Annotated in this window: 17 protein-coding genes; 9 read left to right on the top strand and 8 right to left on the bottom strand. The window is 55.3% G+C overall.

The window, feature by feature from the left end; translation table 11 throughout:
• Positions 1-63: 63 nt before the first annotated feature.
• On the top strand, positions 64-891 hold the full coding sequence (gene dkgA, locus N1249_RS18935; RefSeq protein ID WP_259832011.1) for a 2,5-didehydrogluconate reductase DkgA: 828 nt from the start codon (positions 64-66) through the stop codon (positions 889-891).
• Positions 892-987: 96 nt separating this feature from the next.
• Here the strand turns inward: dkgA and N1249_RS18940 are convergent, their stop codons facing one another.
• The 4 genes from N1249_RS18940 to parC form a co-directional block, all read right to left on the bottom strand.
• Positions 988-3,162 carry a YgiQ family radical SAM protein gene (locus N1249_RS18940; protein WP_259832012.1) on the bottom strand — a complete coding sequence of 725 codons (2,175 nt, stop codon included), beginning with the start codon at positions 3,160-3,162 and terminating at the stop codon, positions 988-990.
• 151 nt (positions 3,163-3,313) lie between these two features.
• A complete protein-coding gene (gene ftsP, locus N1249_RS18945) occupies positions 3,314-4,726 on the bottom strand; it encodes a cell division protein FtsP (RefSeq protein WP_259832013.1) in 1,413 nt (470 codons plus the stop codon).
• Between the two features lie 58 nt (positions 4,727-4,784).
• Positions 4,785-5,522 carry a 1-acylglycerol-3-phosphate O-acyltransferase gene (gene plsC / locus N1249_RS18950; protein WP_166717943.1) on the bottom strand — a complete coding sequence of 246 codons (738 nt, stop codon included), beginning with the start codon at positions 5,520-5,522 and terminating at the stop codon, positions 4,785-4,787.
• A 164-nt stretch (positions 5,523-5,686) separates the two neighbouring features.
• Positions 5,687-7,945, bottom strand: coding sequence for a DNA topoisomerase IV subunit A (parC, locus tag N1249_RS18955; RefSeq protein WP_259832022.1), 2,259 nt, complete (start codon positions 7,943-7,945; stop codon positions 5,687-5,689).
• Positions 7,946-8,220: 275 nt separating this feature from the next.
• Between parC and tssD the strand changes: the two genes are divergently transcribed.
• Genes tssD through N1249_RS18970 form a run of 3 tightly spaced genes read left to right on the top strand, consistent with a single transcriptional unit; the run spans position 8,221 to position 11,584 of the window.
• Positions 8,221-10,200, top strand: a complete 1,980-nt coding sequence (gene tssD / locus N1249_RS18960) for a type VI secretion system tube protein TssD (protein WP_259832023.1) — start codon at positions 8,221-8,223, stop codon at positions 10,198-10,200.
• Positions 10,201-10,202: 2 nt separating this feature from the next.
• Complete coding sequence (locus N1249_RS18965) at positions 10,203-10,886, top strand: DUF2931 family protein (RefSeq protein WP_259832024.1); 684 nt, start codon at positions 10,203-10,205, stop codon at positions 10,884-10,886.
• Between the two features lie 14 nt (positions 10,887-10,900).
• Positions 10,901-11,584: a DUF2931 family protein gene (locus N1249_RS18970; RefSeq protein ID WP_259832025.1), complete on the top strand. Its 684-nt coding sequence runs from the start codon at positions 10,901-10,903 to the stop codon at positions 11,582-11,584.
• Positions 11,585-11,638: 54 nt separating this feature from the next.
• Here the strand turns inward: N1249_RS18970 and N1249_RS18975 are convergent, their stop codons facing one another.
• Entirely contained in the window at positions 11,639-12,040 is a 402-nt protein-coding gene (locus N1249_RS18975) for a YgiW/YdeI family stress tolerance OB fold protein (protein WP_259832026.1), read from the bottom strand.
• A gap of 138 nt (positions 12,041-12,178) precedes the next feature.
• On the opposite strand from N1249_RS18975, the gene qseB reads away from it, so the two are divergent.
• From qseB to N1249_RS18995, 4 genes are all read left to right on the top strand, one after another.
• Positions 12,179-12,838 (top strand): quorum sensing response regulator transcription factor QseB, encoded by a 660-nt coding sequence (gene qseB, locus N1249_RS18980; RefSeq protein WP_259832027.1) that lies wholly within the window; start codon positions 12,179-12,181, stop codon positions 12,836-12,838.
• The gene (qseC, locus tag N1249_RS18985; protein WP_259832028.1) at positions 12,835-14,184 is read left to right on the top strand and encodes a quorum sensing histidine kinase QseC; all 1,350 of its coding nucleotides are present in this window, start codon (positions 12,835-12,837) and stop codon (positions 14,182-14,184) included. The genes qseB and qseC overlap by 4 nt, the downstream gene beginning before the upstream one ends.
• Before the next feature lie 106 nt (positions 14,185-14,290).
• Complete coding sequence (locus tag N1249_RS18990) at positions 14,291-14,872, top strand: NAD(P)H-dependent oxidoreductase (RefSeq protein ID WP_259832029.1); 582 nt, start codon at positions 14,291-14,293, stop codon at positions 14,870-14,872.
• Positions 14,873-14,902: 30 nt separating this feature from the next.
• The gene (locus tag N1249_RS18995; protein ID WP_014071769.1) at positions 14,903-15,217 is read left to right on the top strand and encodes a putative quinol monooxygenase; all 315 of its coding nucleotides are present in this window, start codon (positions 14,903-14,905) and stop codon (positions 15,215-15,217) included.
• 63 nt (positions 15,218-15,280) lie between these two features.
• On the opposite strand, the gene N1249_RS19000 is transcribed toward N1249_RS18995, so the two are convergent.
• Genes N1249_RS19000 through N1249_RS19010 form a run of 3 tightly spaced genes read right to left on the bottom strand, consistent with a single transcriptional unit; the run spans position 15,281 to position 19,614 of the window.
• Positions 15,281-16,468, bottom strand: coding sequence for a glycoside hydrolase family 88 protein (locus N1249_RS19000; protein ID WP_259832032.1), 1,188 nt, complete (start codon positions 16,466-16,468; stop codon positions 15,281-15,283).
• Positions 16,469-16,495: 27 nt separating this feature from the next.
• Positions 16,496-17,764, bottom strand: a complete 1,269-nt coding sequence (locus N1249_RS19005; protein ID WP_259832033.1) for an oligosaccharide MFS transporter — start codon at positions 17,762-17,764, stop codon at positions 16,496-16,498.
• A gap of 32 nt (positions 17,765-17,796) precedes the next feature.
• Positions 17,797-19,614 (bottom strand): DUF2264 domain-containing protein, encoded by a 1,818-nt coding sequence (locus N1249_RS19010; protein WP_259832034.1) that lies wholly within the window; start codon positions 19,612-19,614, stop codon positions 17,797-17,799.
• A gap of 166 nt (positions 19,615-19,780) precedes the next feature.
• Between N1249_RS19010 and N1249_RS19015 the strand changes: the two genes are divergently transcribed.
• Positions 19,781-20,635 (top strand): AraC family transcriptional regulator, encoded by an 855-nt coding sequence (locus N1249_RS19015; protein ID WP_259832035.1) that lies wholly within the window; start codon positions 19,781-19,783, stop codon positions 20,633-20,635.
• Positions 20,636-20,669 lie beyond the last annotated feature (34 nt).

The following is a 20,669-nucleotide window of genomic DNA, read 5'->3' on the forward strand; positions in this document are numbered from 1 at the left end:
GACTTAATGCACACACGCCATCGGGGGTTCGCCCCCGATGGATGAGCAAATGAAGGAGGAAAAATGGCAAACCAAACCGTAATCAAGCTTCAGGACGGCAACGTGATGCCCCAGTTGGGGCTCGGTGTATGGAAAGCCGGTAACGACGAGGTCGTATCCGCCATTCATAAAGCACTGGAAGTCGGCTATCGCTCTGTCGATACCGCCGCCGCGTACAAGAATGAAGACGGCGTGGGTAAAGCGCTTGCCACCGCAGGCGTCTCCCGCGACGACCTTTTCATCACTACTAAACTGTGGAACGACGACCAAAAACGCCCGCGTGAAGCGTTGCAGGAAAGCCTGGATAAGCTACGGCTGGATTTCGTCGATCTGTATTTGATGCACTGGCCCGTTCCGGCTATCGACCACTATGTTGAAGCCTGGGAAGGGATGATTGAGCTGCAAAAAATTGGCCTGGTGAAAAGTATCGGGGTCTGTAATTTCCAGGTTCACCATCTGCAACGTCTTATTGACGAAACAGGGGTGGCGCCGGTCATTAACCAGATTGAGTTGCACCCGCTGATGCAACAGCGTCAGCTCCACGCCTGGAATGCCACGCACAAAATCCAGACCGAGTCCTGGAGCCCGCTGGCCCAGGGCGGCGAAGGTGTTTTCGATCAGAAAATTATCCGTGAACTGGCGGATAAATATGGCAAGAGCCCTGCGCAAATTGTCATCCGCTGGCATCTGGACAGTGGTCTGGTGGTGATTCCGAAATCGGTCACGCCAGCGCGTATCGCCGAGAACTTCGACGTCTGGGATTTCCGTCTGGACAAAGATGAACTGGGTGAAATTGCGAAGCTGGATCAGGGCAAGCGGCTTGGGCCGGACCCGGATCAGTTTGGCGGGTAATCGCGTAAAAAAGCCGGGTGGCGGCTTCGCCTTACCCGGCCTACGCTATGACCTGTAGGCCCGGTAAGCGCAGCGCCACCGGGCATTTTTACAGGTTTAACCGATCTTACGTTTTACATTCTTCTTCGCTGTTGCCCCACCGTTCGAACGCTGATGCACAATCGGCGTGTGCTTGGTCAGCGCCGGGCGCGTATTGCGATTCTGGCGACGCGCTTCGCGCATCTCATCCAGCGTTGGTGCAGGCACCAGACAGTCGCGACGCGAGCCAATCAGGTGTTTTTTACCCATCTCTTCCAGCGCCTGGCGGATCAGCGGCCAGTTTTTCGGATCGTGGTAACGCAGCAGCGCTTTATGCAGACGACGCTGTTTATCCCCTCTCGGCACCACCACGTCTTCACTCTTATAGCCAATCTTACTCAGCGGGTTCTTCCCGGTGTAATACATGGTCGTCGAGTTCGCGAGCGGCGACGGGTAGAAGTTCTGCACCTGATCCAGACGGAAGCGGCGTTGTTTCAGCCACAGGGCGAGGTTCACCATGTCTTCATCACGCGTACCCGGGTGCGCAGAGATGAAATACGGGATCAGATACTGCTCTTTACCGGCCTGCTTCGAGTAGGTGTCGAAAAGCTCTTTAAAGCGGTCATAGCTACCCATGCCCGGCTTCATCATTTTCGACAGCGGGCCTTCTTCGGTGTGCTCCGGGGCAATCTTCAGGTAACCGCCAACGTGGTGCGTTGCCAGCTCTTTGATATAACGTGGATCTTCTACGGCGATGTCGTAACGAACACCGGAAGCAATCAGGATCTTCTTGATGCCTTTCAGGTCACGGGCGCGGCGATAGAGATTGATCGTCGGCTCGTGGTTGGTGTCCATGTGCTCACAAATGCTCGGATAGACGCACGACAGACGGCGGCAGGTTTGCTCTGCACGCGGGGACTTACAGCGCAACATATACATGTTAGCCGTCGGGCCGCCCAGATCGGAGATCACTCCGGTAAAGCCTGGCACGGTGTCACGAATCGCTTCGATTTCGTTGACGATCGACTCTTCAGAGCGGCTCTGAATAATACGGCCTTCGTGCTCGGTGATGGAGCAGAAGGAACAGCCCCCAAAGCAGCCGCGCATGATGTTGATCGAGAAGCGGATCATCTCATACGCCGGGATACGGCTGTTGCCATACGACGGGTGTGGAACGCGTTTGTACGGCAGTGCAAAGACGCTGTCCATCTCTTCGGTCGACAGCGGGATGGCTGGCGGGTTAACCCAGATGTAACGCTCGCCGTGCTTTTGCATCAGCGCACGGGCACAGCCCGGGTTGGTTTCATGGTGCAGAATGCGGGAAGCGTGTGCGTAGAGCACTTTGTCGCTTTTGACCTTCTCAAAGGACGGCAGCAGCACATAGGTCTTTTCCCACGGCTTCGGACGCGGCGGCTGTACCACAACGGCTTTGGCTTCGGCTTTTTTTGGCTCGACAGGTTTGTTATCCGCGCACGGCAGATCGTCACCGTACGGATGCGGAATCGGGTCGATTTTGCCCGGCATATCGATGATGCGGGAATCCACACCGCTCCAGCCTGGCAGCGCTTCTTTCACCATGATCGCGGTGTTACGCACGTCGCGGATCTCGCTGACCGGCTCGCCCTGGGCCAGACGGTGCGCCACTTCTACCAGCGGACGTTCACCGTTACCGAAGATAAGCATGTCGGCTTTGGAATCCACCAGCACTGAACGACGAACGGTATCAGACCAGTAGTCATAGTGCGCGGTACGGCGCAGGCTTGCTTCGATGCCACCCAGGATGACCGGCACGTCTTTCCATGCTTCTTTGCATCGTTGGGTGTACACCATCGTCGCACGATCCGGGCGTTTGCCCGCCACGTTATCGGCGGTATAGGCGTCGTCATGACGCAGCTTACGGTCGGCGGTATAGCGGTTGATCATCGAGTCCATGTTTCCGGCGGTGACGCCGAAGAACAGGTTCGGTTTCCCGAGCGACATAAACGCGTCTTTGCTGTGCCAGTCAGGCTGGGAGATGATCCCGACACGGAAGCCCTGGGCTTCGAGCATTCGGCCACAGATGGCCATCCCGAAGCTCGGGTGGTCGACGTAGGCATCGCCCGTGACCAGAATGATATCGCAGCTGTCCCAGCCCAGTTGGTCCATCTCTTCGCGGGACATCGGCAGGAACGGCGCCGGTCCAAAGCAGGCAGCCCAGTACTGGGGCCAGGAGAAGAGGTCACGATCCGGCTGGATCAGGGATATTGCGCTCATAATGCTTCCGAAGAAAAAATAAACAAAAGGGCGGGGATTATACGCTGGATCAATATTGGAAATGAAGGGGTATTTATTGCCCGGTGGCGCTGCGCTTACCGGGCCTACGGGCCTGTAGGCCGGGTAAGGCGAAGCCGCCACCCGGCACGATTTACGGTGCCGGATTTACCAGCATCTGCCCCACGGAGCCCCTGTCGATCATCTCCAGCGTCTGGCTGTGGAACAGGAACGGGAAGTGCGGCCACGAAGGCTGGCCGTAGTAAACGAGCAGTTCGACCTGTCCATCCACCCAGACGGTATCCTTCCAGCCCCTGTCTTCCGGGAACGGCATTGCGCCGTTGACGTTACGGATCAGGAAGTTCACCCCTTCAATATGGAACGATTGCGGCATGTCTGAACGCACGGTCCAGCGTTCCCATGTTCCCTGCTGGGCAGTGATATCAATGCGGTTAACATCCCACAGCGCGCCGTTGATGCCCGGATCGCTGTCCAGGCTGATATCACGGCTACGAACAGGCGACCCACTCATGATCTCCTGCGGCAGTAAACGCATTGGCAGTGTGTCGGTCACCAGCGGCAGCAGGCCGGTAGGACGCAGGGTCAACACCAGGGTCGACACCAGAATGCTGGAAGGTTCAAAGAACCCGCGGATGCGATCCACAATGCTCGCCGCTTCACCGCAGGTTAGCGACACTTCATCCCCGTTAGTCATATCAACGAGGATTTCACGACGTTCGCCAGGCGACAGCGCCAGCTGTTTGACCGCAACCGGCGCAGGTAAAAAGCCCTGATCGCCCGAAATCACATGCAACGCGCGGCCATCGCTCATTTGCAGCTGATAGCGGCGTGAGTTAGAGGCATTCAGTAATCGCAGGCGCACCCAACCGCGAGATACTTCGACAAACGGACTTTGTGCGCCATTCACCAGCAAGGTATCGCCGACAAAGCCCCCGCTGCCCGGCTCGCTGTATTCAGGCGTGCCGAAGTTATCCAGGCGTTTATCCTGGATAATGACCGGGAAATCATCCACACCGTAATGGTTCGGGATCGGCAGCGATTTGCTGATGTCATCTTCCACCAGCCACATCCCGGCCAGGCCGTTGTAGACCTGCTGCGCGGTGCGGTTAGGGGTGTTGGCGTGATACCACAGCGTTGCCGCGCTTTGACGGATCGGCAGCACCGGTGCCCAGTCAGCGTTAGGAGACATCATACGTGCCGCACCACCAATCAGCGGCCCTGGCACCTGCAACCCGCTGATGGTCATGGCCACCTTTTCAGAGGTGCGGTTGCTGTAGATCAGCTTAACGTCATCACCATTCCACACGCGAATGGTTGGCCCAAGATAGCGCCCGTTGATCCCCCAGACCGGCGCGCGCGTGCCCTGGGTGAAAGACCAGTGGCTGCGCTGTAGCGTCAGGAATAGCGGTTGCCCGCGACGGGATTCCAGTAACGGCGGAATGGGCAGCGGCGGTTGCTGCCCGGCGGCGTTGGCTGTCAACGGAATCGCACCCGCACAAAGGGCGATCCCCGAAGCCTGAATAAACTGACGCCGACTGAGTGACATATAAGCTCCATCTGAAACGACTAACAACGCGGGAATTCGTTTTCCCTTTCACACCGGATTAGATTTTACCGGCGGCTTCTCTCTCTGCGACTTCTTTATCGAGCTGCGCAATATGCTGAGCCATCAGTTCACGGCAGTGTGCCGCCAGCTCGCGTACCTGATCTTTGCCGTATTTGCTGGTATCGACCGGCGGCAGCATTTCGACAATCACCAGCCCATTATTCAGGCGGTTAAGATTAATCTTATTCGATGTATTGGAAACGCACACAGGAATAATTGGAACGCCTGCCGCAATTGCAGCATGAAACGCACCGGTTTTAAACGGCAGCAGGCCGCGACCACGGCTGCGTGTCCCTTCCGGAAACATCCAGATGGAGATTTTGCGTTTTTTAAAGTGATTCACCACTTCCGCAATGGTGCTGTGCGCTTTCGCACGGTTGTTACGGTCGATGAGCAGGTTACCGGTCAGCCAGTACAGCTGGCCGAAAAACGGGATCCACAGCAGGCTCTTTTTACCCACTGTCACCGTCGGCGGCAGGACGATGTTAGCAGCCGTCACCATATCGTAGTTGTTCTGATGGTTAGCGATATAAATGGCGTTACCGAAGTTTTCTGCGCCTTCCGGCAGGCGTTTTTCCACTTTCAGGCCAAACAGCGGCGCAAGGCGACCAAACATGTGACCGAAGGTCGCGACATGCTTCGGGTTACGCGGGCTGAACAGGCAGTAAATAGAGCCGAAGATACAGACCAGGATGCAGTAGATAACGGTAAGAATTAAACGAACAATGAATAGCATAGCGACCTCTGAAGCCCCAACAGCTGACAATTATACTTCACCTGTGGCCAGGTAAGGACTTTATTACGAGCGCGTATTGTTAATCGCAACGCACGAATTAACAACGTTTTTACTGGAAATTTTAATGAAATACCCCCTCCGGAACGGAGGGGGATGAGTACGGGTTACTCTTCGCTGTCGCCCGCGTGGCTTCGCGTCGGAGAGTCAATCTCCACGCGATCGATACGCTGTAGTCCGCGCATCAGTGAGCCACGGCGACCGCGCTCACCCACCACTTTCTGCAACTCTTCCGGACGGAGCTTAATTTTACGTTTGCCCACGTGGATGGTGAGCGTGCTCTGCGGCGGCAGAATGAACAGGTGCGCCAGGCCATCTTCGCCTTTTGCCGCTTCCGCCGACGGGATGTTAATGATTTTATTGCCCTTCCCTTTCGACAACTCCGGCAGGTCGCTGACCGGGAACATCAGCATTCGGCCCGCGGTAGTAATCGCCAGCAGCATGTCGCTTTCGTTTTCAATCACCAGCGGCGGCATAACATGGGCGTTATCCGGCAAACTGATGAGCGCTTTACCGGCACGGTTGCGCGCCACGAGATCGTTAAAGGTACAGATAAAACCGTAACCCGCGTCAGAAGCCATCAGCAATTTCTGCTCGTCGGCTTCCATCAGTATATGGTCAACCGTGGCACCCGGCGGCAGCGTCAGCTTGCCGGTTAACGGCTCGCCCTGCCCACGTGCAGACGGCAGCGTAATCGGGTCGATAGCGTAGCTGCGGCCCGTGGAGTCAATAAAGGCCACCGGCTGGTTGCTCTTACCTTTCACCGCCGCTTTAAAGCTGTCGCCCGCTTTGTAACTCAGGCCCGGCGCATCGATATCGTGACCTTTGGCGCTACGCACCCAGCCACTCTGAGAGAGAACGATGGTGACAGGCTCAGACGGCTGCATGTCGTGCTCGTTCATGGCCTTCGCTTCCTCACGCTCGTGCAGCGGAGAACGACGGTCATCGCCAAAGGCCTCGGCATCGGCCTGAAGCTCTTTCTTCAGCAGGTTGTTCATCTTGCGTTCGGACGCCAGAATCGCCTGCAACTGATCGCGCTCTTTTTCCAGCTCGTTCTGCTCGCCGCGAATTTTCATCTCTTCCAGTTTGGCGAGATGACGCAGTTTCAGTTCGAGGATGGCTTCGGCCTGGGTTTCGCTGATCCCAAAGCGCGACATCAGCGCCGGTTTCGGTTCGTCCTCGGTACGAATGATCTCAATCACTTCGTCGATATTGAGGAACGCCACCAGCAAACCTTCGAGGATATGCAGGCGCTTGAGCACTTTCTCCAGACGATGATTCAGACGGCGGCGTACCGTATCGCGGCGGAACGTCAGCCATTCGGTCAGGATCTCCAGCAGGTTTTTCACCGCCGGACGCCCGTCCAGACCAATCATGTTCAGGTTGATACGGTAGCTTTTTTCCAGATCGGTTGTGGCGAACAGGTGGTGCATGACCTGCTCCATGTCCACACGGTTAGAACGCGGTACGATCACCAGACGGGTCGGGTTTTCGTGGTCGGATTCATCACGCAGGTCGTCCACCATCGGCAGCTTTTTATTGCGCATCTGAGCCGCAATCTGCTCCAGCACTTTCGCCCCGGATACCTGGTGCGGCAGCGCGGTAATCACCACCGCACCATCTTCTTTCGTCCACACCGCACGCATACGCACGGAGCCGCGACCGTTCTGATAGATTTTGCGGATTTCCGCGCGTGAGGTGATGATTTCGGCTTCGGTCGGGTAGTCCGGCCCCTGCACGATATCCAGCACGTCATCCAGCGTGGTTTTCGGCTGCTCAATCAGGGTGATGGCGGCTTTTGCCACTTCGCGCAGGTTATGCGGCGGAATGTCCGTTGCCATACCCACGGCAATGCCGGTGGTACCGTTCAGCAGGATGTTCGGCAGGCGCGCAGGCAGCATTTTCGGCTCCTGCATCGTGCCGTCAAAGTTTGGCACCCAGTCAACGGTTCCCTGACCCAGCTCGCCCAGCAGCACTTCGGCATATTTAGACAGGCGGGATTCGGTATAACGCATCGCGGCGAAGGATTTTGGATCGTCCGGCGCACCCCAGTTCCCCTGGCCGTCTACCAGCGGGTAACGGTAAGAGAACGGCTGCGCCATCAGCACCATCGCTTCGTAACAGGCGCTATCGCCGTGCGGATGGTATTTACCGAGTACGTCACCCACGGTACGGGCGGATTTCTTGAACTTAGCGCTGGCGCTCAGGCCCAGTTCAGACATTGCATAGACGATGCGGCGCTGAACGGGTTTCAGGCCATCACCGATAAACGGCAACGCCCTGTCCATGATGACGTACATGGAGTAGTTCAGGTAGGCGTTTTCCGTGAATTCATGTAGCGCGAGGCGCTCTGCCATATCGCTCATTAAATGTGATTCCTCAACTCAGAAACCTGCCGGTTTCAGGCAATATTGCCGCAGATACTACCCTATCTGGCGTGTTGAGTCACAAAGAAAAAGGGCCAGGTGTGTGGCCCTTTTTGGGGGTAGCGCAAAGGGTTTGATCGATATTTATTTTATTAGCGCTTCCTTTTACGTTTAAATAACCCATAACGATTGCTGCGTAATGTGATAAATAGCCGATTAATGATTTAACTTTATAATTATGCTTCTTCCTGAAAAAATACACTCAGGAAAAATAAATGAGCAACCTTATTTATTTAACGCTTGAGGGTGATATTCAGGGACAGATTTCTGCTGGCTGTGGCTCACAGGGCTCCGTTGGTAACCGCTATCAACAGGGACATGAAAATGAGATCTTTGTCTTCAGCCTGATGCAGTCGGCAGACGGCGCCGATGGCCGTGTTAACCACTGCGGCCTGCAATTTTGCAAACTCCTGGATAAAAGCTCTCCGTTACTCAGCAATGCCATTAATAATAATGAACGTCTTAATATGACGTTTGATATTTACCGGACCAATCAATACGGACGACTGGAGAGATATTATCTGATTGAAATTCGCGGCGCGACGATAAACTCCTTTTATCTGAATTCAAGTATAAACGATTTAGATTATGAATATATCTCTGTGGATTATGATTATATTCTGAGTCGCCACCTGATTGCCGGCACCGAGTTTGCTTATCTGCTGACGCCGGAGCGTTATAACCAGCTCTTCCCGGTGGTGCAGAAGCCCCCCCTGCCCGAAGAGCTGCCCGAGCGCAGGGTGACGCTGGTGCTGGGGATATTTTTTGACGGTACCGGCAACAACGCGGTAAACACCCGAAATATGCTCGAAGCGCTGACGGCGCAGCACTTTGATATTGATGGGCCTGATGCTGCAAGCATTCTTGCCAGAAATGCGTCAGAGAAGATGGGGATCAGCGGGATTGGGGCGACCAGTTATCTCGGGTATTACACGAACATTCACTGGTTGAATAAGTTGTATGAACAAATATTTCCGTCAGACAGCAGCTATATACAAGGCGCTATCTATGTTGAGGGGATCGGCACCCGGGCGGGCGAACCAGATAGTCTGGTCGGTATTGGGCTGGGGACGGCAGAAACCGGGATTATTGCCAAAACTGACGATGCAGTGGCGCAACTGGCCGCTAATATAAATATCGTACTTTCCCGACTTAACGGGAAATTTGTCGTCGATACACTGTTATTTGATATCTTCGGTTTCAGCCGCGGTGCGGCAGCGGCACGCCACTTCGCCAATCGGGTACAGTCTGAAGACAGCGCCATTATCAGCGCCATTTCAACGGGCATGGGCAAGATTAGCTATTGCGGCGCACCTGCCGGAATCACCCGCTTTCTCGGCATAATGGACACCGTGGCGGCAGTCGGCACAGTAGCAAACGGACTCGATCCGCACAGCGCCGATACCGGCAGCGTTAATATCCAGCTTCGCCCCGGCGTGGCGCAAAAGGTGTTTCATCTCACCGCCCAGCACGAGTGTCGCTATAACTTCGCCCTTAACAGCGTTGCCCGCGCCTGGCCGGAACTGGCGCTCCCCGGCGTGCATTCCGATATCGGCGGCGGTTATTTGCCGCAACTGCGGGAAGATCTCTTTCTTACGCGCCCGCTGGTGGAAACCCTGCCGCAAAATCAGCCCGGCGCACAGTCACATGTTTACCAGCAGGCAATCGCGCAACTGCACGTGCTGGGACGCTCACCCGCCATCCTGCCCATTATACGGACCAGTCAGATCACCCCCGAAATATGGGAAGACGCCCGGGTACCCGACGACCACTACAGCCAACGGCAAAAACGCACCTTCGCCGCCCTGACCCTGCGCCACCGGACGGTCTTTTTTGACTGGTCGAAGGTGGCACTGCGGGTCATGTTCGATGCGGCAGTTGAGGCCGGGGCGATACTTGCAGACGTCGACAAGGTCAGTACGCACAGGCTGCCGGATGAACTGAAGGCGTTCAGCGACCATGCCCGGCTGATGGGAAAAGCGGCTCGTCAGCATAAAAAAATAGCCGGTTTTACAACAGAAGAGGTGGATATGATTGCCCGAAACTATATTCACTGCGCAGCCCACTGGAACGCGGTGGAGCTTCAGGCGTCCGGTGACTTACAGGGTGGAGCCTCCGCCTCTGAAACCATCGGCTTTGTGAACAGGCCGGACAGTAACTGGGTCAGAAAAATCTACAACATGGACGGAAAATAACGATGAAAAAACCACACGCACTGGCGCTTGCGCTGCTACTGACGGTTACAGGATGTAGCCCATCTAAAACCCACCCGTTACAGTCAAATCAGGCCGCCAGCGGAGACTGGACGCTGCCGTATGGCAATTGGAGTTTTTCGTTTATCACTCCTGCTGAGTTGCCGGCTGTAGTACTACATGCCAGAGTGATCGATACGGATGGTTATCTGTATACGTTTAACACGCTTGACCCGACCGCTCGCGATTCAGACTCCGTGAAAAAATGGTCAGATGTGACCTATGGCGGAAGCGTAAATTTCAACAAAGTTAAAAAACCACCCCAGTATATTGTCTTCTGCTGGGATTCCTATATTGACCAGCAAACCTACGAAACCAGCGCCGTATTCGGGCCCGACACCTGGCTGCGCATGAAAGTCCCTGCTGATCATATCTGGAGTAATGGGGACTTAGTCTGGTACGACAATATGACCTTCGGCCTGTCCCCTGGTGGCAAAGTCAATATCTGGTTCCCCGATGTCGCCGGACGCCCCAGCCTCCGCGTCAAGCCCCTGAAGCTGATGACCCGCTCCGGCAAGGACCTGACCCTCTGCAAAGACTATGTCGTACCCGGCGGCAGTTTTAATTTCCTTCCCGAAACGCAGGAATTTATCAAAGGCAAAACCTACCCCTACGGCAACTGGGATTAACAGGGATGATACCAATGAAAATAAATAACCTGTTGATACTCACGCTGTTGCTGATCGCTGCGGGATGCAGCCCGCAAAAGCGACACCCGTTACAGTCAAATCAGGCCGCCAGCGGAGACTGGACGCTTCCGTATGGTGAATGGAACTTTTCTTTTATCACCCCGGCAGAATTACCGGCTGAAGCACTTCATGCCAGAGTGATCGATACGGACGGTTATCTCTATACCTTTAATACACTTGACCAGACTGGCCGAGCTCCGGACTCGATAGACACATGGGCCTCTACGGTCCATGGTCCCAGCATTATTTTCAACAAAGTCAAAAAACCACCCCAGTACATTGTCTTCTGCTGGGATTCCTATATTGATCAGCAAACCTACGAAACCAGCGCCGTATTCGGGCCAGAAACCTGGCTACGCATGAAAGTCCCAGCTGATCATATCAGCCCGACGGGAAGAACGGTCTGGTACGACAGCATGGTGTTTGGCCTCTCCCCCGGCGGTAAAGTCAACGTCTGGTTATCAGATGTTGGTGGACGCCCCAGCCTCCGCGTCAAGCCCCTGAAGCTGATGACCCGCTCCGGCAAAGACCTGACCCTCTGCAAAGACTATGTCGTACCCGGCGGCAGTTTTACCTTCCTCCCCGAAACGCAGGAATTTATCAAAGGCAAAACCTACCCGTACGGGAACTGGGATTAATAAAAAAATGCCGATCGGCGACCGATCGGCATTTTTTTGCATCTCACACAGCGGTTATTTATTCAGCCTGGTAACCTGCTTCACGTCGATTTCGAAATCGTTCCACTCTTTATCAACCTTGCCCTGGATCTCAACTTTATCCTGCGGGCTGACCGTCACGCCGTTCCAGCGTTTGTGGTCGATTTCCACATTCACGGTGCCGGTTTCATCGCGGAAGGTATAGCGGTCATCAGACAGGCGCTGCGTGATGTTGCCGCGCAGTTTCACCCAGCTATCGTCTTTCATCTCTTTGACTTTCAGCGCGGTGGTGAGGTTGGCGTCGTTATCAATAAAACCGCCCTGCTGAGTTTGCGTCTTCGCGGTGGCGGCCGTTGGGCCATTAAAGCCCCCTTCTGCCGCAAAGAGTGGAGCCGTGGTCATCATCATGATGGCAGCAATAGCAGCGAATTTTTTCATTTTATCTCTCCCTTTAATGTCGGTTCGCAGTCCATTAAACAGGGTAATCCTTAACAACTTCTTAAGGGAAAAATTTATTTATTATTGCTGTACAGCAGGCTTATCCAGAGGGTTTACTGGCGTTATCAAGGAGGGAATATGCGCATCTTACTGGTAGAAGACGACAGGCTGATTGGCGATGGCCTTAAAGCCGGGCTGACGAAAATGGGCTTTAGCGTGGACTGGTTTACCGAGGGTAAAACGGGCAAAGCCGCGCTGTACGCAGCCCCCTACGACGCCGTGGTGCTCGACCTGACGCTGCCGGAAATCGACGGTCTTGATATCCTGCGTGAATGGCGTGAAAACGGCCGCAGCGAGCCAGTGCTGATTTTAACGGCGCGGGATGCGCTCAACCAGCGGGTTGAAGGCCTGCGTCTTGGCGCAGATGACTATCTCTGCAAACCCTTCGCCCTGATTGAAGTGGCTGCACGGCTGGAAGCGCTGGTGCGCCGCAGCCACGGCCAGGCGCGCAGTGAACTGCGCCACGGTAGCGTGGTGCTTGATCCCACAAGCCTGATTGCCACACGCAACGGCGAAACCCTGGTGCTCAAACCCAAAGAGTTCGCGCTGCTGGAACTGCTGATGCGCAACGCCGGGCGCGTTCTTCCGCGCAAACTTATCGAAGAGAAGCTCTACAACTGGGACGATGATGTCTCCAGCAATGCCATCGAAGTTCACGTTCATCATCTGCGCCGCAAGCTCGGCACGGATTTTATCCGCACGGTGCACGGCATCGGTTACACCCTGGGTGACGCATGAAACTGACTCAACGCCTGAGCCTGAAACTGCGCCTGACGCTTCTCTTTTTAGTACTGTCGCTGACGGCGTGGTTTGCCGCCAGCGTGGTGGCCTGGCAGCAGACCTCGCACAAGCTCGATAAGCTGTTCGATACGCAACAAATGCTGTTTGCCAAACGGCTGCTGACTATGGATCTGGACGAGATCCATGCGCCAGAGCGGATGCGCGAGATCCCGAAAAAGGCCAAACATGGCCGCCTGGACGATGACGCGCTGGCTTTCGCTATCTACTCCCCCGATGGAAAAATGCTGCTGAATGACGGTGAAAACGGCCGTGATATTCCGTATCATTATCGCCGCGAGGGGTTCGACAACGGGCAACTGAAAGACGATAACGACGAATGGCGTTTTTTATGGCTCACCGCGCCAGACGGTAAATACCGGGTGGTGGTCGGCCAGGAGCGGGAGTACCGTCAGGAGATGGCGCTGGATATCGTCAGCTCGCAACTTATGCCGTGGCTGGTGGCGCTCCCCGTCATGTTGCTGTTGCTTATCGTGCTGCTGAGCCGGGAACTGAAGCCGCTGAAAAATCTGGCGCAAACCCTGCGCTCGCGCTCGCCGGATGCCACCGACAAACTGCCGACCGGCGGCGTGCCGACGGAAGTGCGTCCGCTGCTGGATGCGCTCAATCATCTGTTCGCGCGAACTCAGGAAATGATGAGCCGTGAACGCCGTTTTACGTCGGATGCCGCTCACGAGCTGCGTAGCCCGCTCACCGCGCTGAAAGTCCACACCGACGTGGCGCAGCTTTCCCAGGATGACCCGCAGTTGCAGGCCAGTGCCCTGGCGCAGCTGCACGCGGGAATCGACCGGGCATCGCGGCTGGTGGATCAGCTTCTGACGTTATCGCGCCTGGATTCGCTGGAAAACCTGGATGACGTTGAAACCCTGCCGATGGCCGATGTGCTGCAATCCGCCGTGATGGATTGTTATCACCCCGCACAGCAGGCCGGCATCGACGTGCGGCTTCACGTCAATGCGCCGCAGACCACGCACACCGGGCAGCAGCTTCTGCTCAGCCTGCTGGTACGTAATCTGCTGGATAACGCCGTACGATACAGCCCGCGCGGCAGTGTGGTGAACGTTACGCTCGACGCCCGCAGTTTTACCGTACATGATAACGGGCCGGGAATTGCTCCCGATGCGCTGGCGCGGATCGGCGAGCGTTTTTACCGCCCGCCAGGACAGACTGAAACGGGTAGTGGCCTGGGGTTATCTATCGTGAAGCGCATTGCTGCACTGCACGGGATGCAGGTTTCTCTGGGTAATGCGCCGGAAGGTGGATGTGAGGTAAAAGTCAGCTGGTAACCTCATTATTGCTTCTCAGGCAAAAGACTTTGCACATTTTGCTCATTTTATCGTTTCGCCCTCGCGCGTAGAATTGTTGCCAAAATCGCATTAACGAGGACAAATAATGAGCAATATCCTGATTATCAACGGCGCGAAAGAGTTCGCGCACTCTAAAGGCCAGCTGAATGACACCCTGACCGAGGTCGCGGACGGTTTCCTGCGCGACGCCGGGCATGATGTTAAAGTTGTACGCGCAGACAGCGACTATGACATCAAAGCAGAAGTACAGAATTTCCTGTGGGCGGATGTGATTGTCTGGCAGATGCCAGGCTGGTGGATGGGCGCGCCGTGGACGGTGAAAAAGTATATGGACGATGTGTTCACCGAAGGCCACGGTTCACTGTACGCCAGCGATGGTCGTACCCGTTCAGATGCGTCTAAAAAATACGGCTCTGGCGGCCTGATTCAGGGTAAAAAATATATGCTGTCACTGACCTGGAATGCGCCAATGGAAGCCTTTACCGAAAAAGACCAGTTCTTTGAAGGCGTGGGCGTAGACGGTGCGTATCTGCCGTTCCACAAAGCCAACCAGTTCCTGGGGATGGACCCACTGCCGACCTTTATCGTCAATGACGTGATTAAAATGCCGGACGTCCCGCGCTATATCGCAGAATATCGCAAGCATCTCGGCGAGATTTTTGCTTAACTGGTACCCTGGAATTAGAAGGAGTTAACCATGCTTACCGTTATTGCTGAAATCCGTACTCGTCCAGGTCAACATCACCGCCAGGCGGTGCTGGATCAGTTCGCGAAGATTATCCCGACCGTACTGAAAGAAGAAGGCTGCCACGGCTACGCGCCGATGGTTGATGCCGCAACAAACGCCAGCTTCCAGGCAACTGCGCCCGATTCAATCATTATGGTTGAACTGTGGGAAACCGTGGCACACCTTGAAGCACACCTGCAAACCGCGCACATGAAAGCGTGGAGCGATGCGGTGAAGGGTGACGTACTGGAAACCCATATCCGTATTCTGGAGCAAGGGGTTTAAGTTCAGTTGACCCTGAACCCCAGGCCCGGTAAGCGTTAGCGCCACCGGGCTTTGTTTTATCCGCTACCAGTACAGCTTCCAGCTCTGGGTAAAGCGCACCAGCGCCTCAACGTAGAAGTAATCCCCCCAGCTTGCGCACTCATCCACCCCTTTGTTGCTCGCCAGATGATAGACCGAGTGCTTCAGCAGCCCGTTGCCCTTCTCGTCTTTGCCCATCAGGTAGTGCCGGGTCAGCGATGACATGATCCCTTTTGCCCACGCCAGATAATGTTCTCTGTCGGGATCGGTTACCGGCAGATGCTTCACCAGCTCCAGCAACCCGCACACCGCAATGGCCGCCGATGACGAGTCGCGCAGCGCATCGGTTCCCACCAGCGCCAGATCCCAGTGGCAGACGTAATCTTCCGGCAGGCGGTTAAGGAAGTAGTTCGCCAGCCGTTTGGACAGGGCGATCATCGTCTCATCACCGGTATAGATGTAGCTCAGCAGAAAACCATAAATCCCCCACGCCTGCCCGCGCGACCAGCAGGAGTCATCGGCATAGCCCTGCTGAGTGTTGCCGTAACGCGGCGCGCCGGTGACCACATCCATATAGTAAGTGTGGAACGTCGAGGCATCTTCGCGGATAAGATAGGTTGCCGCCTGCATCACGTGGGCTTTTGCCGCATTGGCAAAACGGGGATCGCCCGTCTGCTCGGTTGCCCAGTAGAGCAGCGGCAGGTTCATGTTACAGTCGATTATCATCCGCCCGGCCTGTTCCGGGTCGGCCAGATCGCCCCACGCCTGGATAATTTTCGCCTTCTCGTGGAAGCGCTCCAGCAGCGCTTCTGCCGCCAGCAGAGAGAAACCACGCGCTTCACGGTTGCCGGTCAGTCGCCATGCCGCCACGCAGGAGAGCGTATACAAAAAGCCTAAATCGTGGGTGTTGGTGTCGTTACGCCCGGCGATACGCAGGCCAAATGAGCGCACATGCTTTTCCGCCATCGCGCGGAATTTCTCCTCCCCGCTCATCTCCCACGCCAGCCAAAGCTGCCCGGTCCAGAAACTGGTGGTCCACTCCACGTTGTCCGTCAGCGGATAAAACCCCTCCTGGCAGGTTTCCGCCGGGAAGCGCTCACCGAACGCCGTTAAGTGACGGCCGATCAGGTCGAGGATATGACGGCGTGCCGAACTCAGTTCATCACCAAACGCACGCGGATCAACGGGTGCAGGAATAGCGGGCAGGCGCTCTTCAGTGATACGACTTAACATATTTCGGTTCCTTCTTTGACGGCTTCATTAGCGAGTGGGATGTTGATCTGCAACCTTCAGCGCCTGTGCGCTGCGCCATTTGCACTGGCAGGCAGATAATGTAAAAGCAGAAATAAGGGTAAAGGTCAGCGCCGTGGCGCCCATGATGATATAGGTCTGCTCAAAACCAATGCGGTCATACAGTAAGCCCGCCGGTGAAGAGACCACCACATTGCCGACATACAGCATCGCCTGATACCCCAGTAAATACATGGTGGCATTGACGCGTTTATCGAAATGCTCGGCGATATATTTAAATACCGAAACCAGCAACAGACAGATTTCCAGTCCGTAGAGCGGCTTCAGGACGGAAATTAATAAATGGGAATCACACAGGCCGGAAATAATCAGTCGCGCGCCAACAATCAGCCCGACAATTAATAACCCGCGCTTGGCACCGATGAAATTCACAAACAGCGGGATCATCATATACATGATGAACTCCATCCCCGACTGCACCGTACCCAGATAGCCAAACACCGCGTTACCCTGATGTACATCATCGAAGAAGGTGACGAAATAGCGAGAGAATTGCTGCTCGGCGATAAACATCATCCACGCCACGCCTGCCACATACAGGCAGAAGGCCCAGAATTTACGGTTACGCAGCAAAGCATAGACATCCGCCGGGGCGATTTTCTCTTTGGTTAACACCTCGCCAGCATGAGCGGAGTTAGTGTTCACTTTCAGGCTAATCAACACCACCAGCATAATGACCGAGGTCACGCTGCCCATAATAAAGTTATAGGCCGGAGAGAGGTTAAACAGCAGGCCAGAGAAAGAGGACGCCACCGCCCAGCCAAGCGAACCCCACATACGAATCTGGCCAAACTCCATACCGTTTAAGCGGCTGAAACGATCAGAATAGGATTCGCACGCCGCCACACCTGCATACCAGGCAAAGCTTAAATAGAGCGCACCGAGGATAATCCCCAGCAGGGTGTTGGACATTAACAGCGGCTGGTAAACATAAATAAAGAACGGCGCCATCAGGGCAGACATCGCCACCACAAAATAGAGCAAGTATTTGCTCATGCCGATCTTATCGAGAATATAGCCATAGATGGGTTTCAGAATAACGGAGAACACACCGTTAACCGCAAATACCGTCCCGATAACCGTACCGCTGAGATTGGCTTTTTGTCCGAGCCAGATTGCCAGCAGGCCAATACTGGCCGACCAGGTAAAGAAGTAGAGAAAAATAAAACTGCTAATTTTGTAATATTCGGTTCTGTTATTCGTAGATGTATTTTTCATATCATCCTCGCCGACGTGTAGGGCCAGAGTTTTTATAATGTGAACGACAGCTGACGTTCGCCTCCAGGTTCGCGGATCACGACCTGGTGATGAGTAATATTCAGTTGCGGCACTGCCGCGTAGTGTTGTTGTTTTTCACTGGCGATGACGGCACAGCACAGCCAGCTCTCCCCTTGAGGGATATCGGTTTTCAGCAGCGGGACAGAGGCGCACTCCGGGAACATAATGCTGCTGTTCGGCGGCGTCACGATGCTGTCCGGCTGGCGCATCCGCTCTGGCGACAGGCACACAATGGCGCTGCTACCGTTTTGCGCGTCCAGGTAACAGCCGTGCTCGCGGAGCTGGGGTTCGGTTTTCATCACGGCAAAGCCCCCTTCCACCGTTTGCAGAACGCGGGCGCTGTTGATGCGGTGCAGGCGCAAATGCCATTCCCCGAACGGGACCTGCCAGGTTTCGATATGGACGTCATGCCACGGCGACCAGCGTGAATAGAGGTAATTTTCATCCACCCGCACTGCGTCACACTCGCGGCGACCGCGGAAGTAGTTATCCCCGTCGGCCAACAGCAACATGGAGTCACAGGCCGCGTGTTTCAGGCCATAACGCCCGCGTTCAATGGTGAAACCAAAACGGCTGGAGTAGGCAAATTTGGTGTATTTGGCTTCGGTATTGACGTAGTTATTCAGCTCAAGCTGCCCGGCGGTGAGCAACGTGACATGCTGTGACGCCTCCGCGTGCATCAGGATCTGTTGGGCATGGGGGATCACCTGTTTTTCAGCAAGCGCAGGCAACGGCTGCTCTTCGGCCTGCCAGAATGGGTGAGCCTCTGGCAGGGCCAGAATCAGGTACGTTTTCAGCGCCCAGTAGGGCGAGCCAGGGGAGTTGTAGTCTTCGCACATCGCCAGGTTGGGATAGGCAAAACCAAGCGTCAGAATGCCATCGCGATCGGTAATGGGCTGCTGTTGCCACCAGCGCAGATGGCGCAGAATAATCCCTTTGACGATACCCGGCGTGAACACCTCCAGCCCGGAAAAAGCTACCGCGCTCCAGAAAGCAACCATCGCAAAGCGGTAGGTCAGGCTGCGGCCAAACGGCACTGACGCGCCATCAGCGGCAGACATATAGATAAAGTCCGCGGCAAACAGACGCGAGCGTTCGCGCAGAATGGTCGCCCTCGGTTCATCACCACTCAGGGTGGCGTAAATCAGACCGTAGAAGTGGAATGCCATTGAGATGTAATAATCTTTCGGGCGGCCCGGGCCGTCGGAATACCAGCCATCACCCAGATAGTAGGCTTCCATCATCGCAAAGCGGTCGTCGATGGCGCGCTGGTTGTACGGCAGTCCGGCGCGTTTAAACCCAAGCTGAACCATAATGGCAAAATAGTTCCAGTTGCTGTCCGGCATCTGTGCGTCTGTTATCTGGTTCAGCCAGGTGTGCAGGTTCATCAGCTCGCGCTCGGTGAACTGCGACGTGAGCGTGTCCTGCAACAGCGACAGCCCCAGCCCGTACGCCGCCATCTCGACCAGACGCTGATCGTAAGGCGTAGTTTCCCCCCAGTAGCCCTCGCTGTGCGGATCGGTGCCAGCCCTGATAGCCGCAATGTATTTGTCGCTAAACGCGGTGGTTTCACCGGATGCCATCAGCGGGAATAGCCCCCACAACGCGCGGGAAAGCCCCTCCATCTGTGCAATATCCGTGGCGTAATGCGCACAGGTATCCCCAAGAGAAAAGCGCGAATGACCTGCCGGAAACTGCGTATCCAGCGCACCCAGCAGAGTATTTAACGCCGCCACGACATCCTGGCGGGAAGACAATGGATTTGATTTTTCTTTATTTACCGCAGACATAGGCTTGTCCTCGTCATCAACTGCGGCAAAGCATAGTGAATCCTCAGGGGGCAGAAATGTTAGCCATGTCACAGGAGAGAATGATGAATAAACCCGCAGTTGAGAAAATTTAAAAAGGTGGTTTATAAAGACAATCAGACGGGGAAAAGTTGAGTTTTATTGCACTATGCGCGACACGCTAAAATCCGATCATCTGGAGCTAATCACCTTAAACGATGCCATTGCGTCGTTTAGCCGGCTCTTTGCCAATACCGTGCGTTATCATCACTGGCATCAGTGTCTGGAAATTCTCTATGTGGAAGAAGGGTTTGGCGTGGCGATTGTCGATAACCGCCACTACACCATGCGCCCCGGGCGACTGTTCTTCTTCCCGCCCTTTACCCTGCATAAAGTGATGGTGGATGAGCAGGCAGAGGCCATTTACCGGCGCACTATTATTCATCTCGATCCCCATGCGGTGCTGAAGGTGCTGCGTGATTTCCCGCAGACCCTGCAACGATTACAAAAGCTCTCGCGCCGTGGCGGGGAAGCCTGGGTGGCGGATGTTTCTGCCAGCCACGCGCACATTGATCACCTGCTGGGGTGCTATGCAAAGCGCGCCAGCGTTCAGCCCCTGAACAGCGAAAATATCGCCAGCCTGCTGATTAGCCTGTTTGCCATGTTACCCGGTGACGATGACGGCGCGCCCGGCAGCAGCCACGGGATCGCAAGCCAGGTGATGTTCTGGCTCGATGAACATTATCGGGAGAAATTCAGGCTGGATGCGCTGGCTGAAGAGCTGGGGAAATCACGCAGCTATGTGTCGCGAAAATTCCATGCCGAAACGGGCGAGAAGATCCACGACTACCTGAACACCATCAGGCTGCGGAAGGCGTGCGAGTGCCTGCTGCACACGGATGTCAGCGTGCGTGAAATAGCCGAACAGGTGGGGTTTTCCGACGTGACCTGGTTTATCAGTGCATTCAGGAAAGGGATTGGCGAGACGCCGTTGCAGTACCGCAAGAACCATGCTGACCGCTGAGCGGGGTTATTGCCGGGTGGCGGCTACGCCTTAC

It is taken from the genome of Enterobacter sp. CP102, from assembly GCF_025152625.1.
Taxonomy (GTDB): domain Bacteria; phylum Pseudomonadota; class Gammaproteobacteria; order Enterobacterales; family Enterobacteriaceae; genus Enterobacter; species Enterobacter soli.